Annotated in this window: 17 protein-coding genes; 11 read left to right on the top strand and 6 right to left on the bottom strand. The window is 71.3% G+C overall.

Features of this window, described 5'->3' with window-relative positions; translation table 11 throughout:
* From OKJ99_RS28980 to OKJ99_RS43795, 3 genes are all read left to right on the top strand, one after another.
* On the top strand, window positions 1–1,245 hold the full coding sequence (locus OKJ99_RS28980) for an alpha/beta fold hydrolase (RefSeq protein ID WP_326020808.1): 1,245 nt from the start codon (window positions 1–3) through the stop codon (window positions 1,243–1,245).
* Window positions 1,208–1,744, top strand: coding sequence for a tRNA (adenosine(37)-N6)-threonylcarbamoyltransferase complex ATPase subunit type 1 TsaE (gene tsaE / locus OKJ99_RS28975; protein WP_326020806.1), 537 nt, complete (start codon window positions 1,208–1,210; stop codon window positions 1,742–1,744). Before OKJ99_RS28980 ends, tsaE begins: the two co-directional genes overlap by 38 nt.
* A 152-nt stretch (window positions 1,745–1,896) precedes the next feature.
* Window positions 1,897–2,085 carry a hypothetical protein gene (locus OKJ99_RS43795; RefSeq protein ID WP_407700784.1) on the top strand — a complete coding sequence of 63 codons (189 nt, stop codon included), beginning with the start codon at window positions 1,897–1,899 and terminating at the stop codon, window positions 2,083–2,085.
* Window positions 2,086–2,122: 37 nt separating this feature from the next.
* Here OKJ99_RS43795 and OKJ99_RS28970 read toward each other — a convergent pair whose 3' ends face one another.
* Window positions 2,123–2,677 (bottom strand): hypothetical protein, encoded by a 555-nt coding sequence (locus OKJ99_RS28970; RefSeq protein ID WP_326020804.1) that lies wholly within the window; start codon window positions 2,675–2,677, stop codon window positions 2,123–2,125.
* A 116-nt stretch (window positions 2,678–2,793) separates the two neighbouring features.
* Between OKJ99_RS28970 and tsaB the strand changes: the two genes are divergently transcribed.
* From tsaB to OKJ99_RS28950, 4 genes are read left to right on the top strand one after another with little or no spacing between them, the layout of a single operon-like run.
* Window positions 2,794–3,459, top strand: a complete 666-nt coding sequence (tsaB, locus tag OKJ99_RS28965; RefSeq protein ID WP_326020802.1) for a tRNA (adenosine(37)-N6)-threonylcarbamoyltransferase complex dimerization subunit type 1 TsaB — start codon at window positions 2,794–2,796, stop codon at window positions 3,457–3,459.
* 26 nt (window positions 3,460–3,485) lie between these two features.
* Entirely contained in the window at window positions 3,486–3,977 is a 492-nt protein-coding gene (gene rimI / locus OKJ99_RS28960) for a ribosomal protein S18-alanine N-acetyltransferase (protein WP_407700791.1), read from the top strand.
* Window positions 3,970–5,073, top strand: a complete 1,104-nt coding sequence (gene tsaD / locus OKJ99_RS28955) for a tRNA (adenosine(37)-N6)-threonylcarbamoyltransferase complex transferase subunit TsaD (RefSeq protein ID WP_326020798.1) — start codon at window positions 3,970–3,972, stop codon at window positions 5,071–5,073. The genes rimI and tsaD overlap by 8 nt, the downstream gene beginning before the upstream one ends.
* The gene (locus OKJ99_RS28950; RefSeq protein ID WP_326020796.1) at window positions 5,070–5,318 is read left to right on the top strand and encodes a hypothetical protein; all 249 of its coding nucleotides are present in this window, start codon (window positions 5,070–5,072) and stop codon (window positions 5,316–5,318) included. Before tsaD ends, OKJ99_RS28950 begins: the two co-directional genes overlap by 4 nt.
* Window positions 5,319–5,325: 7 nt before the next feature.
* Here OKJ99_RS28950 and OKJ99_RS28945 read toward each other — a convergent pair whose 3' ends face one another.
* Window positions 5,326–5,577 (bottom strand): hypothetical protein, encoded by a 252-nt coding sequence (locus OKJ99_RS28945; protein ID WP_326020794.1) that lies wholly within the window; start codon window positions 5,575–5,577, stop codon window positions 5,326–5,328.
* 323 nt (window positions 5,578–5,900) lie between these two features.
* Entirely contained in the window at window positions 5,901–7,097 is a 1,197-nt protein-coding gene (locus OKJ99_RS28940; RefSeq protein ID WP_326021067.1) for a THUMP-like domain-containing protein, read from the bottom strand.
* Window positions 7,098–7,179: 82 nt separating this feature from the next.
* Between OKJ99_RS28940 and OKJ99_RS28935 the strand changes: the two genes are divergently transcribed.
* The 4 genes from OKJ99_RS28935 (at window position 7,180) to groL (ending at window position 10,988) form a co-directional block, all read left to right on the top strand.
* Complete coding sequence (locus OKJ99_RS28935; protein ID WP_326020793.1) at window positions 7,180–8,130, top strand: polysaccharide deacetylase family protein; 951 nt, start codon at window positions 7,180–7,182, stop codon at window positions 8,128–8,130.
* Window positions 8,127–8,756, top strand: a complete 630-nt coding sequence (locus OKJ99_RS28930) for a polysaccharide deacetylase family protein (protein ID WP_326020791.1) — start codon at window positions 8,127–8,129, stop codon at window positions 8,754–8,756. Before OKJ99_RS28935 ends, OKJ99_RS28930 begins: the two co-directional genes overlap by 4 nt.
* A gap of 177 nt (window positions 8,757–8,933) precedes the next feature.
* On the top strand, window positions 8,934–9,242 hold the full coding sequence (gene groES / locus OKJ99_RS28925; RefSeq protein WP_018528412.1) for a co-chaperone GroES: 309 nt from the start codon (window positions 8,934–8,936) through the stop codon (window positions 9,240–9,242).
* 120 nt (window positions 9,243–9,362) lie between these two features.
* The gene (groL, locus tag OKJ99_RS28920) at window positions 9,363–10,988 is read left to right on the top strand and encodes a chaperonin GroEL (RefSeq protein ID WP_326020788.1); all 1,626 of its coding nucleotides are present in this window, start codon (window positions 9,363–9,365) and stop codon (window positions 10,986–10,988) included.
* A gap of 253 nt (window positions 10,989–11,241) precedes the next feature.
* Here the strand turns inward: groL and OKJ99_RS28915 are convergent, their stop codons facing one another.
* From OKJ99_RS28915 to OKJ99_RS28905, 3 genes are all read right to left on the bottom strand, one after another.
* Complete coding sequence (locus tag OKJ99_RS28915) at window positions 11,242–12,015, bottom strand: SDR family NAD(P)-dependent oxidoreductase (protein WP_326020787.1); 774 nt, start codon at window positions 12,013–12,015, stop codon at window positions 11,242–11,244.
* Window positions 12,016–12,035: 20 nt separating this feature from the next.
* A complete protein-coding gene (locus OKJ99_RS28910) occupies window positions 12,036–13,577 on the bottom strand; it encodes a multicopper oxidase family protein (RefSeq protein WP_326020786.1) in 1,542 nt (513 codons plus the stop codon).
* 115 nt (window positions 13,578–13,692) lie between these two features.
* Entirely contained in the window at window positions 13,693–14,361 is a 669-nt protein-coding gene (locus tag OKJ99_RS28905) for an MOSC domain-containing protein (RefSeq protein ID WP_326020784.1), read from the bottom strand.
* Between the last annotated feature and the right edge of the window lie 79 nt (window positions 14,362–14,440).

The following is a 14,440-nucleotide window of genomic DNA, read 5'->3' as shown; positions in this document are numbered from 1 at the left end:
GTGAGCGAGAGCAGCGCAGCGGCCACGGCGGCCGTCGTCGAAGCGGCGGAGAGGGCCGCGTCGGGGACCTGGCGGCGGGCCGGCCTCGCGGGCGCCGCCATAGGCGTGGTCGCGGCCGGGGCAGCCGCGGGCGTCGCCATCGAGCGGCTGACCGTGGGGCGCGGGATGCGCAAGAAGGCGCGGCTCGCCCTCGACGCGTCGGGGCCCTATGGAGCACTGCGCGGCCTGCCGGGAAAGGCGTACGCGGAGGACGGCACGGAGCTGTACTACGAGGTCGACGAGGCGGACCCGGAGGCCGGTGGTACGACGCCGCGCAGACGCCGCCTGTTCGGCCGCAAGGCCCCGGCGCCCGTCACCGTCGTCTTCAGCCACGGCTACTGCCTGGGCCAGGACTCCTGGCACTTCCAGCGCGCGGCCCTGCGCGGCGTCGTCCGCTGCGTGTACTGGGACCAGCGCAGCCACGGGCGTTCGGGGCGGGGCGTCGAGCAGGTCGAGGACGGGGTGCCCGTCTCCATCGACCGGCTCGGCGGCGACCTGTCGGCCGTCATCGACGCGGCCGCGCCCGAGGGGCCGCTCGTCCTCGTCGGCCACTCCATGGGCGGCATGACCGTGATGGCGCTCGCCGACCGGTGTCCCGAGCTGATCCGGGACCGGGTCGTGGGCGTCGCCCTCATCGGTACGTCGTCGGGGAAGCTCGGCGAGGTGAACTACGGGCTTCCGATGGCCGGGGTGAACGCGGTGCGGCGGGTGCTGCCCGGCGTACTGAAGGCGCTGGGGCAGCGCGCCGAACTGGTGGAGAAGGGGCGCCGCGCGACGGCCGACCTGTTCGCCGGGATCATCAAGCGGTACTCGTTCGCCTCGCGGGACGTCGACCCCGCCGTCGCCCGGTTCGCCGAGCGGATGATCGAGGGGACCCCGATCGACGTGGTCGCCGAGTTCTACCCGGCGTTCGAGGAGCACGACAAGGCGGACGCCCTGGAGCACTTCGCGGACCTGCCCGTGCTGGTCCTCGCGGGGGAGCACGACCTGGTCACGCCGAGCGACCACAGCGAGACGATCGCGGGGCAGCTGCCGGACGCCGAGTACGTGCTCGTGCCGGACGCCGGGCACCTCGTGATGCTGGAGCACCCCGAGGTCGTGACGGACCGGCTCGCGGACCTTTTGGTGCGTGCGGGAGCCGTGCCGACAGCCGCTACCGTGGGGATTTATGGAGACACCGGCAACACCGCACAGCCCGGCGGCTGAGCCCGCCACCCCCGTCAGCACGGTCACCGTCACCGTCAACTCCCCGGACGAGATGCGGGAGTTGGGGCTCGCCCTGGCCAAACAGCTGCGCCCCGGCGACCTCGTGATGCTCACCGGCGAGCTGGGCGCGGGCAAGACGACGATGACCCGCGGGCTCGGCGCGGGCATGGGCGTACGCGGCGCGGTGACCTCGCCGACCTTCGTGATCGCCCGCGTGCATCCGCCGCTCGGTGACGGGCCGGCCCTCGTGCACGTCGACGCGTACCGGCTCGGCGGCGGGCTCGACGAGATGGAGGACCTCGACCTCGACGTGTCCCTGCCGGACTCGGTGGTCGTCGTGGAGTGGGGCGACGGCAAGGTCGAGGAGCTGTCCGACGACCGCCTTCACGTGATCATCGACCGGGCCACGGGCGACACCACGGACGAGGTCCGGGTCGTGACGTTCAACGGGATCGGCGAGCGGTGGACCGAGGCGGACCTGGGGTCGCTCGCGGGCTGACCCCTCGCATCCCGTACGTATCCCGTCCCGTACGTATCCCGACAGGGCGTCGGCAAATTCTTGCGCGGCGTGCCTTCGGCGTGTTCACATGGAGGTCGGTGCTGGTTAGGTCTACCTAACCAGGCCCCCTCGACCGCCGCCAGGAGGCATTCATGTCGACTTCGGAACGTGAAGGTGTGCGCGCAGTGTCGATGCGGGATCTGTTGGCGTCGTGTGCGGCGGCGCGAGCTGTTTCTACGCCGCCGAATCCGCCGCGGCGGGTCGATTCGTCGTTGCGGCGCGACGGGGTTGACGACTCGGGGCGCTGCCCCGGACCCCGCGCCTCAAACTCCCCCAGCTAACGCTGGGAGGTGCCCCCTGCGGGGCTTGAGATACCGACTACTTGACGACGACGACCTTGGCGCCGATCGTCGCGAACTGCCACATCTCGTCGGCGTCCTTGCGGGACTCGCGGATGCCGCCGGTCTGCTTGCCGGGGTCGGGGGCGGCCGTCGAACCGTTGACCGCGGCGCTGAAGCCGACCGCCACGCCGTTCGTGGTGGCGAAGCGGACCACGTGCTCGATCGGGACGCCGTCGGTGCCGGTGACGGAGCCGGAGCGGGAGGTCACCGCGTACGAGCCGGGCGCCGGGTCCACCGTGCCGGGCGTCACCCGGAACGTCGACTCCGTCTTGTTGCCCGCGCCGACCAGCCAGACCCGGTCCTCGCCCAGCGCGTACACGACACGCTCGCCCTTACCGGAGCCCGCGGGCAGCGCCTTCGGGTCCGTCTTCTTCTTGGGTGTCTTCGACGCCGAGGCGGAGGGCGAGGAGCCCTCCTTCTTCTCGGCGAGATCGGCGGGCGCGCTCGCCGACGCCTGGTAGGCGAGGAAGCCGACCACGACGAGTGATCCCGCCGTGAGCGCGGTCACGAATCCGGTGCTGCTCCGTGCCACCAGGTGCCTGCCTCTCAAGTACGAACCTCTGGGTGACGGTAGCAGTCGAGGCCCCGCGGCCCGGCCTTGCGGGAAGTACGGACGTGTCCGCCTTCCGGTGGTCGTAGGCTGTTCGCGTGCTGTTGCTCGCGCTGGATACCGCCACCCCCGCCGTCACCGTCGCCCTGCACGACGGGACCTCCGTCGTAGCCGAGTCGAGTCAGGTGGACGCTCGTAGACACGGGGAACTGCTGCTGCCCGCCGTCGACCGGGTGCTCACCGAGGCCGGCCTGCGGCTCGACGCCGTCACCGGGATCGTCGTGGGCGTGGGCCCGGGACCGTACACCGGCCTGCGTGTCGGCCTGATGACCGCCGACACGTTCGGGCTCGCGCTCGGCGTGCCGGTGCACGGCGTGTGCACGCTCGACGCCCTCGCGTACGAGGCGCGGGACGCCTTGGACGGGGCGGGGCCCTTCGTCGTCGCCACCGACGCGCGGCGCAAGGAGGTGTACTGGGCGCGCTACGAGGACGCGCGGACCCGGGTCACCGAGGCCGCCGTCGACCGGCCCGCGGACATCGCCTCCCTCGTGGAGGGCCTGCCCGCCATCGGCGCCGGGGCGCGGCTCTACCCGGACACCTTCCTGGACGCGCGCGGGCCCGAGAACGTGTCGGCCGCCGCCCTCGCAGCGCTCGCCGCCGAGAAGCTGGCCGCGGGCGAGGAACTCCTCGAACCGCGCCCCCTCTACCTGCGCCGCCCCGACGCGCAGGTCCCCAAGAACTACAAGGTGGTCACCCCCAAGTGACAGCCGTGGACGTATCGCTGCGCGAGATGCGCTGGTGGGACATCGATCCCGTGCTCGCCCTGGAGAAGGACCTCTTCCCGGACGACGCCTGGTCGCGCGGCATGTTCTGGTCCGAGCTCGCGCACGCCCGCGGCGTCGGTTCCACGCGGCGCTACGTGGTCGCGTACGAGGGCGAGAAGCTCGTCGGGTACGGGGGCGTCGCCATCTCCGGCACCGAGTCCGACGGCGGCTCCGCCGAGGGCGCCGACATCCAGACCATCGCCGCCGCCCGCGACCACTGGGGCACCGGGCTCGGCGCCCGGCTGCTCACCGAACTCCTGCGGCACGCCACCGCCTTCGAGGTCGACCAGGTGATGCTCGAAGTGCGCGTCGACAACACGCGGGCGCAGAAGCTGTACGAGCGCTTCGGCTTCGAGCCGATCGGCTTCCGGCGCGGCTACTACCAGCCCGGCAACGTAGATGCGCTCGTGATGCGCCTGGACACCCATACCGTGAGTGAAGAGAAGAACCATGGCTGACGAACCGCTCGTCCTCGGCATCGAGACCTCCTGCGACGAGACCGGCGTCGGCATCGTCCGCGGCACCACCCTGCTCGCCGACGCCGTCGCCTCCAGCGTCGACGAACACGCCCGCTTCGGCGGCGTCGTCCCCGAGGTCGCCTCCCGCGCGCACCTGGAGGCGATGGTCCCCACGATCCAGCGCGCCCTGAAGGACGCGGGCGTCACGGCGAAGGACCTCGACGGCATCTCCGTCACCGCCGGTCCTGGCCTCGCGGGCGCCCTCTTGGTCGGGGTGTCGGCCGCCAAGGCGTACGCGTACGCGCTCGACAAGCCGCTCTACGGCGTCAACCACCTCGCCTCGCACATCTGCGTCGACCAGCTGGAGCACGGCACGCTGCCCGAGCCGACGATGGCGCTGCTGGTGTCGGGCGGGCACTCGTCGCTCCTCCTCTCCACCGACATCACGTCCGACGTGCGTCCCCTCGGCGCCACCATCGACGACGCCGCCGGCGAGGCCTTCGACAAGATCGCCCGGGTGCTGAACCTCGGCTTCCCGGGCGGGCCCGTCATCGACCGGTACGCGAAGGAGGGCGACCCGAACGCGATCGCCTTCCCGCGCGGGCTCACCGGGCCGCGCGACCCCGCGTACGACTTCTCCTTCTCCGGCCTGAAGACCGCCGTGGCCCGCTGGATCGAGGCCAAGCGGGCGGCGGGCGAGGACGTGCCGGTGCGCGACGTGTCGGCGTCCTTCCAGGAGGCCGTGGTGGACGTGCTGACGCGCAAGGCCGTGCGGGCCTGCAAGGACCAGGGCGTCGACCACCTCATGATCGGCGGTGGCGTCGCCGCCAACTCGCGGCTGCGCGCCCTCGCCGAGGAGCGGTGCGAGCGGGCCGGGATCCGGCTGCGGGTGCCGCGCCCCAAGCTGTGCACGGACAACGGCGCGATGGTCGCCGCGCTCGGCGCGGAGATGGTGGCGCGGAACCGGCTGCCCTCGTCGTGGGACCTGTCCGCGGACTCCTCGCTCCCGGTGACGGAGCCGCACGTTCCCGGCCACCACGGGGGGCACGATCACGACCACGTGCACGAGGTCAGCAAGGAGAACCTGTACTCATGACCGTCGCGCTGATGTGGGAGGCCCGCGCCGTCGAGGGGCGCGGCGAGGAGTTGCTGGCCTGGGCGAAGGCGCGGGTCCTGGAGCGGGAGCCGGAACGCCGCGAGACGTTCCGCGCCCCGCAGGACCGGGTCCTCGTCATTACGTGGTGGGACGCGGAGTACGACGCGAAGCTGCCCGAACTCCCGGAACCAGGCGACGAGTTGGTGACCCGTACGGTCCACCGGTGGCGGTTCGAGGCCGCCTAGGTCCTGCCTAGCGGTCCGCGGTGTACGTCAACAGGTAGCGCCAGAACAGCAGTTGACGCACCTCGCTGCCGGGCAGCAGCCGCGCCGCCTCCCGGCGGATCTCCGCAAGCCGCATCTCCGGCTGCCGCACCGGCGGCTCCGGCGGGGGAGCGCCGGCGCCGCGGGCGCGCTCACCCGCGTACACGGCGAGCCGCGCCACCGCGTTCGCCGGGGACGCGACCAGGTCCCACGGCGTCACACCGTCGTAGCAACCGAGCACGAGCAGCCTGCCACCGGGCGCGAGCGCTTCGCGGAAGCGGGTGAGCGTCTGGCCCGTGCGACGTCGGCGACACGGTAGCGGGGCCCACCCCCGGCCGCCTCCGGCCGACGGGCAACTGGCGCAGCAGCAGCGGGTGGTAGTGGTCGTTGTGGTCGAACGGCATGCTCAGCCTCCCCGGGGCCCCGGCCTGTCGTGTCGGTGCGCGGCACCGGGGGCCGCCTTGCCCACCCTGCCGCCCAAGGCGGCAGATCGCCCAAGGCGGGTGGGCACATCAAGCCCCTGCGGCGATTGAGCAGCGGGGTCCGGGGCGGAGCCCCGAGGCGTCAACTCACCGGGGCGCCGACAAGCATCGTGGGCGCACCCGCCACCCGGGTCAGAATCACCGTCACCGCCCGCTTCCCGAAGGGCTTCGGCATCACCTTCCGCCGCAACTCCTCCGGCTCGACCGCCGACCCCCGCTTCTTCACCGTCAGCACACCGACCTCCCGCTGCCGCAGCAACGCCTTCAACTTCTTCACGTTGAACGGGAGTTGGTCGGTGATCTCGTACGCCGCGGCGTAGGACGTGGGATGCAGCTCGTCGGCCGTCACGTACGCGATCGTCTCGTCGATGAGACCGCCGCCGACCTCCTCGGCCACCTCGGCGACCAGGTGCGCCCGGATGACGGCGCCATCGGGCTCGTACAAGTACCGCCCGACAGGCCGCACTTCGGGATCGGGAAGCCCCTTGCTCACCAGCGCCCGCGGCCCCGGCAGCAGCGTCGCCCGCATCCGCCCGGGTGCGGTCCCGAACCACAGCACGGCCTCCTTCACATCGCCCCCGTCCGAGATCCACTCGGCGTCGGCCTCCGCGGGGATCGCCTCGTGCGGGATGCCGGGGGCGATCTTCAGCGCGGCGCGCGGCGCCTTGAGCGCGGCGGAAACGGCCCAGGACAGCGGAGGGGAGTAGGCCTCGGGGTCGAAGATGCGGCCCCGGCCGCCACGCCGCGCCGGATCCACGAACACGGCGTCGTACGCGGACGTGTCCACCTCGGTGACGTCCGCCTCGCGCACCTCGATGAGCCCGGCGAGACCGAGCGCCTCGGCGTTCGCCCGCGCCACCGCGCACGTCAGCGGGTCCCGGTCGACGGCAAGGACCCGGATCCCCGCGCGGGCGAGCGCGATCGCGTCGCCGCCGATGCCGCAGCACAGGTCGGCCACGGAGCGCACGCCGAGCCGTTCGAAGGCGCCGGCCCGGTACGCCGCCACGCTCGTCCGCGTCGCCTGCTCGACCCCGTTCGCCGTGAAGTACATCCGGGCCGCGTCCTCGGCCCCGAACTTCGCCACCGCCCGCTGCCGCAGCCGCGCCTGGGCGAGCGCGGCCGAGACGAGCTCGGCCGGGTGGTCGCGGCGCAGCTTCGTGGCGAGCGCGAGCTCCTGGGCCGGATCGTGATCGCGGAGTTCGTCGAGCAGGGCCAGGCCCTCGGGGGCCAGGAGGGATGAGAAGGCGGCGGGCGAAAGGGAGGAACTCACCCGGCCCATTGTGGGCCAGGCGGGCGACGGTGCGCGCCAGGCGGCGGTGTCGGCTCCGGAACGGGCCCATGAGCTGCCAGGATCCGGCGCCATGCAACTAGTACGACAAAACGAAGAAAGCGTCAGAAAGTTGGTCAGAAGGAGACGTGGTGTCCGCCTCCTGGGCGGGCTGCTCGCCGCCTCCGCCCTCGCCACAGGATGCGCGGCCGGCGGCGACGCCGAGCAGGTGAGACCGGCCCCCGGCCAACAGGCGCGGAAGGGCCTCCAGGCCGCCCCCGCCCGGGCCCTCGACTCGTACGCGACGAAGCTGCGCACCCAGCGGGCCGCGCTCGTCGCGGCGAGCAAGCGCTGGGGCCTCGCCGACGTGCCGCTCACCGCCCCGCGCCCTCCGGCGAGGAAGCCGGTCATCGAGGCGCGGGCGGGCTTCGAGGTCGACGGCCAGAAGGAACTCGGCCTGCCGCCCGTGTTCACGACGGTCCCGACCAAGGACAAGGTCGTCTTCCTCACCATCGACGACGGGGCCGAGAAGGACCCGCGGTTCCTGAAGATGATGAGCGAGCTGCGGATCCCGTACACGGCCTTCCTGACCGACGCCGAGGTCAGGCCGGAGTACGGCTACTTCAAGGAGATGCAGGCCCGCGGCGTCACCCTCAACAACCACACGCTCCACCACCCGTTCCTGCCCGGCCTTTCGTACGTGCGGCAGAAGCGGGAGATCTGCGGGATGCAGGACGTCATCGAGAAGAAGTACGGCAAGCGGCCCACGCTCTTCCGCCCGCCCTTCGGCGACTACAACCAGGACACCCTGCGCGCGGCCAAGGCCTGCGGCATCGAGTACGCCCCGATCTGGAACGCCGAGGCGTTCGTGGACCGCATGGACTACCGCGAGTGGGACCGCGGCATCCATCCGGGCGACATCCTGCTCACGCACTTCAGGGGCCGCAAGGACTGGAACGGCGCGATGCCCGACATGATCCGGAACCTCATGAAGTACCTCACCGACAGGGGCTACTCGGTGGCGCGCCTGGAGGACTACCTGTGACACAGCGCGGGCAGTGGGCACGGCTGCTCGGCTGCGCCCTGGCCGCCGCCCTGCTCGCCGGGTGCGCGCGGGAGGCCGCCCCGCCCCGGCGGCCGGCGGCGGGCGCGGAGGCGGCGGTCCCGCCGGTCGTCTCCCGCGTCGCCACCCGCGACAAGGTGGTCTTCCTCGCGTACGAGGACGGGGCCGGGCTCGATCCCCGGTTCCGCGACCTGGTCCGCGACCGGCGCCTCCCGGTCTCGCTGTTCCTCGCGGGCGCGGGCGCGGGCCGCCTCGGCGAACTGAGCGCCCTGGGCGCCCACGTGCAGAACCGCACCCTCACGCGTGCCCTCCTGCCGGGCCTCGGGTACGTGGAGCAGCACGCCGAGATCTGCGGCCAGCGCGACCGCGTCGAGGCCCGCTTCGGCGCGGCCCCGCGCCTGTTCCACCCGCCCCGGGGCGCGTACGACGCGAACACGCTCCAGGCGGCGGCCGAGTGCGGCGTCGACGCGATCGTCCTGTGGCGCGAGCCGGAGGGGCGGCTGCGGCCCGGCGACATCCTCGGGGCCCGGGCGGGGACGACCCCGGATCTCCTGCGCCGCATCGAGGCCGAGGGGTACGAGGTGGCTGCTCTGGAGGACTATCTGTGAGAGGCGATTAGCAGTCCGCTTGACCGAGTGCTAATCGCAGTCATAGTCTCGGCTCTGGCACTCACCAGTGGAGAGTGCCAACAGCGACGGGCAGGTCCGGCACCCGCGACGACGGATCCACCTGGTCGCCACCCCAGACTGTTAACCCCGTAGATCTCCGAAGGGGGAGACCGGATCGTGACGACCACCAGCTCCAAGGTTGCCATTAAGCCGCTCGAGGACCGCATTGTGGTCCAGCCGCTCGATGCCGAGCAGACCACGGCCTCCGGCCTGGTCATTCCGGACACCGCGAAGGAGAAGCCCCAGGAGGGTGCTGTCCTCGCCGTGGGCCCGGGCCGCTTCGAGAACGGCGAGCGCCTTCCGCTCGACGTCAAGGTCGGCGACGTCGTGCTGTACAGCAAGTACGGCGGCACCGAGGTGAAGTACAACGGCGACGAGTACCTCGTCCTCTCGGCTCGCGACGTGCTCGCGATCGTCGAGAAGTAATTCACCTGCTTCACCAGTTTTGCTTTTGAGTTGCGCCCCTGGTCACCCCGCTGCTGATTGCCGGGCGGCGAGGGGCGCAGTTCGTTAAACCCGAGTTTTCGAGAGGGCTGAACCGCTCCTATGGCGAAGATCCTGAAGTTCGACGAGGACGCCCGTCGCGCCCTCGAGCGCGGCGTCAACAAGCTTGCCGACACGGTCAAGGTGACGATCGGCCCCAAGGGCCGCAACGTCGTCATCGACAAGAAGTTCGGCGCTCCCACCATCACCAACGACGGCGTCACGATCGCCCGTGAGGTCGAGGTCGAGGACCCGTACGAGAACCTCGGCGCGCAGCTGGTGAAGGAGGTGGCGACCAAGACCAACGACATCGCGGGTGACGGTACGACCACCGCCACCGTGCTCGCCCAGGCCCTGGTCAAGGAAGGCCTGCGCAACGTTGCCGCCGGCGCCTCCCCGGCCGCCCTGAAGAAGGGCATCGACGCCGCGGTCAAGGCCGTGTCCGAGGATCTCCTCGCGACCGCCCGCCCGATCGACGACAAGTCCGACATCGCGGCCGTCGCCGGTCTGTCCGCCCAGGACAACCAGGTCGGCGAGCTCATCGCCGAGGCGATGGACAAGGTCGGCAAGGACGGTGTCATCACCGTCGAGGAGTCCAACACCTTCGGTCTGGACCTTGAGTTCACCGAGGGCATGGCCTTCGACAAGGGCTACCTGTCCCCGTACTTCGTCACCGACCAGGAGCGTATGGAGGCCGTCCTCGACGACCCGTACATCCTGATCCACCAGGGCAAGATCGGCTCGATCCAGGACATGCTCCCGCTCCTGGAGAAGGTCATCCAGAACGGTGGCTCCAAGCCGCTCCTGATCATCGCCGAGGACGTCGAGGGCGAGGCCCTGTCGACCCTGGTCGTGAACAAGATCCGCGGCACGTTCAACGCCGTCGCCGTGAAGGCCCCCGGCTTCGGTGACCGCCGCAAGGCGATGCTGCAGGACATGGCCACCCTCACCGGTGCCACCGTCATCGCCGAGGAGGTCGGCCTCAAGCTCGACCAGGCCGGTCTCGAGGTGCTCGGTTCCGCGCGCCGCGTGACCATCACCAAGGACGACACGACCATCGTCGACGGCGCCGGCAAGTCCGACGACGTCAAGGGCCGCGTCAACCAGATCAAGGCCGAGATCGAGAACACGGACTCGGACTGGGACCGCGAGAAGCTGCAGGAGCGCCTGGCCAAGCTGGCCGGCGGCGTCTGCGTCATCCGCGTCGGCGCGGCCACCGAGGTCGAGCTCAAGGAGAAGAAGCACCGTCTGGAGGACGCCATCTCCGCGACCCGCGCCGCGGTCGAGGAGGGCATCGTCTCCGGTGGTGGCTCCGCTCTGGTGCACGCCTCCAAGGTCCTCGACGACTCGCTCGGCAAGGTCGGCGACGAGGCCACCGGTGTCGCCGTGGTCCGCCGCGCCGTCGTCGAGCCGCTCCGCTGGATCGGCGAGAACGCCGGCCAGGAGGGCTACGTGATCGTCTCCAAGGTCAAGGAGCTCGACAAGGGCCACGGCTACAACGCCGCGACCGGAGAGTACGTCGACCTGGTCAAGGCCGGCGTCATCGACCCGGTCAAGGTCACGCGCTCCGCCCTGGAGAACGCCGCCTCCATCGCGTCCCTGCTGCTCACGACCGAGACCCTGGTCGTCGAGAAGCCGGCCGACGAGGAGCCCGAGGCCGGTGGCCACGGGCACGGTCACTCGCACTGACCCGCTGCGCTCCGCTTGACCCGACCGAGGCCCGGCCCCCGTACGACACGGGAGCCGGGCCTCGGCCTTTTCCGTGATCGGCGCCGGTCGTGATGGGTGCGCTGCACCGGGGGCCGCCTTGCCCACCCTGCCGCCCAAGGCGGCAGATTGCCCAAGGCGGTGGGGCATCGGGCGGTGCCGGTAAATCAAGCCCCTGCGGCGATTGAGCAGCGGGGTCCGGGGCGGAGCCCCGTGGCGTGGGGACGGACGACCGTTACTGGGGGCCGTACTTGCGGCCCGTCCGGGACGTGATGCCGCCCAGGATGGCTCGCGGCGTCACCTTCACCACGCCCATCAGAGCCTTGTACCGGGGGTCCGGGATCGACAGGGACTTGCCGCGGGCGAGGTCCGCGAGCGCCGCCGCCACCAACTTGTCCGCGTCGAGCCACATCCACTTCGGGATGTTGCCCGTGCCCATGCCGGCGCGCTCGTGGAACTCCGTACGGACGAAGCCGGGGCACAGCGCCATCAGCCGCACCCCGCTGCCCGCGAGGTCCTTCGCCGCGCCCTGCGTGAACTGCACGACCCACGCCTTCGAGGCGCCGTACGTGCCGCGGGGCACGAAGGCCGCCACCGACGCCACGTTCACGACACCGCCGCGGCCCCGCTCGCGCATCGCCCCCGTGGCCGCCGACGTCAGCCGCAGCACCGCCTCGCAGTGCACCTTCAGCATCGTCAGCTCGTCGGCCATCGGGACTTCCAGGTAGTGCCCCTTGTTGCCGAACCCCGCGTTGTTCACGAGCAGGTCGACCGCCGCCCTACGGTCCGTCAGCCGCGCCTCGACCGCCGCGATTCCGTCGTCCGTGGCCAGGTCGGCGGTGAGCACCTCGGCCTCGATGCCGTGCCGGTCGTGCAGTTCTGTCGCCTGCTCGTGCAGCCGCTTGGTGTCGCGCGCGACGAGCACCAGGTTGTGTCCGTCGGCGGCGAGCTGCCGTGCGAAAGCGGCGCCGATGCCCGCGGTGGATCCGGTGATCAGGGCGGTAGTCATACGCCAAGGTTAATGACGGTTCAGTGGTGCTCGTGATCACCGGGGTCCTTCGCGGCCGCCCGCTGCCCCTTGTCGACCACCACGAACTGGCCCATCATGCCCTGGTCCTCGTGGGAGAGCAGATGGCAGTGGAACATGTAAGGGGTCCGCGGGTCGGCGAACTCGGGGCCGCCGTCGAACCGCAGCGCCAGCTTCATCGTCGTGCCGCTCGGTATGAACACCGTGTCCTTGCGACCGCGCAACTGGGCGGGCGGCCGCTCCCCGTTCACCGACACCACCCTGAACTGCACGTCGTGGATATGGAAGTTGTGCGGCATCCCGTTGCCGTTGCGCACCGTCCACACCTCGGTGGTGCCCCGGGTGACCGTCTCGTCGACGCGGCCCATCGCCATCTTGCGCCCGTTGATCCCGCTTATCTTCAGGTCGAAGTGCCGTGCGCGCACGGCGTTCCCGGGAGCGGGGAGCTCCAACTCGCCCAGCCGGGACGGGACGGCGGGGGAGGGGCGCAGCCGGTCCGCTGCCCGCAGCTGCAGCACGTCGAACGTGTCGTCCCCGCCGCTGAACCGGCGATGCCAGGAACTCCCGTAATTGTCCTGCGGATAGCTGCGCAGCACGCTCCGCTCCCCGGGCTTCATCCGTACGACGACCTCGGCCCGCTCGCCCGGCGACAGCTGGATCCGGTCCATCGTGGCAGGACGGTCGAGCAGCCCGCCGTCCGTCCCGACGAGCGCGAACTTCTGCCCGTCGGTGAAGCCGAAGTCGTACGTCCGCGCGGTCGAGGCGTTCAGCAGCCGCAGCCGTACGCGCTCGTCGTGCACGATCTTGTACGGGTCGAGGGTGCCGTTGACCATCGTGCGGTCACCGAGGAAGCCCACGTCCTGCATCATCTTGTGCCCGGAGTCGAGCTCGGCCCCGTCGAACCGCACGTCCTGCACGATCACCGGTAGATCGTCGACCCCGTACCGCTTCGGCAGTGCGAGCCTTTCGCTCCGGTCGTCGTCGACCAGGAACATCCCGGCCAGGCCGCGCCGTACATGCTGCTCGGTCTCCCCGTGCGGATGCGGGTGGTACCAGAGGGTGGCGGCGGGCTGGTCGACGGTCCAGTGCGGTGCCCAGTTCTTGCCCGGCGCGACCATCTGGTGCGGGCCGCCGTCCATCCGGGCGGGCAGATGCATGCCGTGCCAGTGCACGGTGGACGCCTCGTCGAGCCCGTTGCGGATCCGCACCTCGACCTTCTCGCCGCGCTTCGCGCGCAGCGTCGGCCCGAGATAGCTGCCGTCGAAGCCCCAGGTCGGTGTCTTCTGTCCGGGCCTGAACTCCGTCTCCCCGCTCTGCATCCGCAGGTCGAAGACGCGGCGCCCGGTCTTCTCGTCGACGTGCGACGCGGCGAGCGGCGGCACGGACAGCTTGTTGCGGAACTCGCCCGTGCCCGCGGTGCTCACCTTCGCTCCGCTCCACAGCCACAGGGCTCCGCCGCCGATCGCGAGGGCGAGGACGGCAACGACCGAGCCGAGCACGACGAGGACGCGCTTCAGGCGGGACTTGCGGGGTTTCGAGGTCATGCACCGAGCGTCCCGCCGACCCGTGGGGCCCCACATCGGGGACGGCCCCCGAACCGTCCCCGACCTCAACCCTCATACCCAGCAAGGGTTTTCCCGGGGGTCGGCCCGGGAGCCACTACGAGCCGTACTTCTCCACGTACTCCCGCGCGGAGCGCCGCGCCTCGGGATGCAACGCGTCCCCGGCGGCCAGCAGCCGCGGCAGCAACGTCCGCTCCGTCGTCACCGCCCGGAACTGAAGCGCCACCGTCACCTCGTGGTCCGGCCGGTGCACGATCTCGATGGGATCGCCCGCCCGGATCTCGCCCGGTTCGATCACCCGGAGATACGCCCCCGGCGTCCCCTCCTGCGTGAACCGCTTGACCCAGCCCCGCTCGCCCAGGTGCCCCTGGAACGTCCGGCACGGGATGCGACCCGAGGTGACCTCCAGGAGGACTTCGGGGCCGACGCGCCAGCGCTCGCCGATCCGCGCGCCCGATACGTCGACCCCCTCCGTCGTGAGGTTCTCGCCAAACGTGCCGCTGGGCAGCGAACGGCCCAGCTCCTTGCTCCACGCGTCCAGGTCCTCACGCGCGTACGCGTACACGGCCTGGTGGTCCCCGCCGTGGTGCCGCAGGTCGCACACCGCGTCCCCGGCGAGCCCGCTCGCGCCGGTCCCCTTGGTGCCGGGCGCCGATACCCGCACGGGTCCTGTGACCGGTCGCTTGTCGATGCCCGTGACGCCCTCGGGCTGGTCCGTGTACTCGGCGGGCTCGGGCCGCCCCAGATTCAGCGACAGAAGCTTCATGCGCGGAACGCTACGGGACCGGCACCCAAAGCCGCCACGCATTATTCGGCACTCTCCCTAAGAGTCGCTTATGCTTGAG

Origin of the sequence: Streptomyces endophyticus, assembly GCF_035798155.1 — a bacterium.
Classification (GTDB): Bacteria; Actinomycetota; Actinomycetes; order Streptomycetales; family Streptomycetaceae; genus Streptomyces; species Streptomyces endophyticus.
The sequence above is the reverse complement of the archived record's forward strand: the minus strand, read 5'-3'. Positions and strand labels throughout refer to the sequence as shown.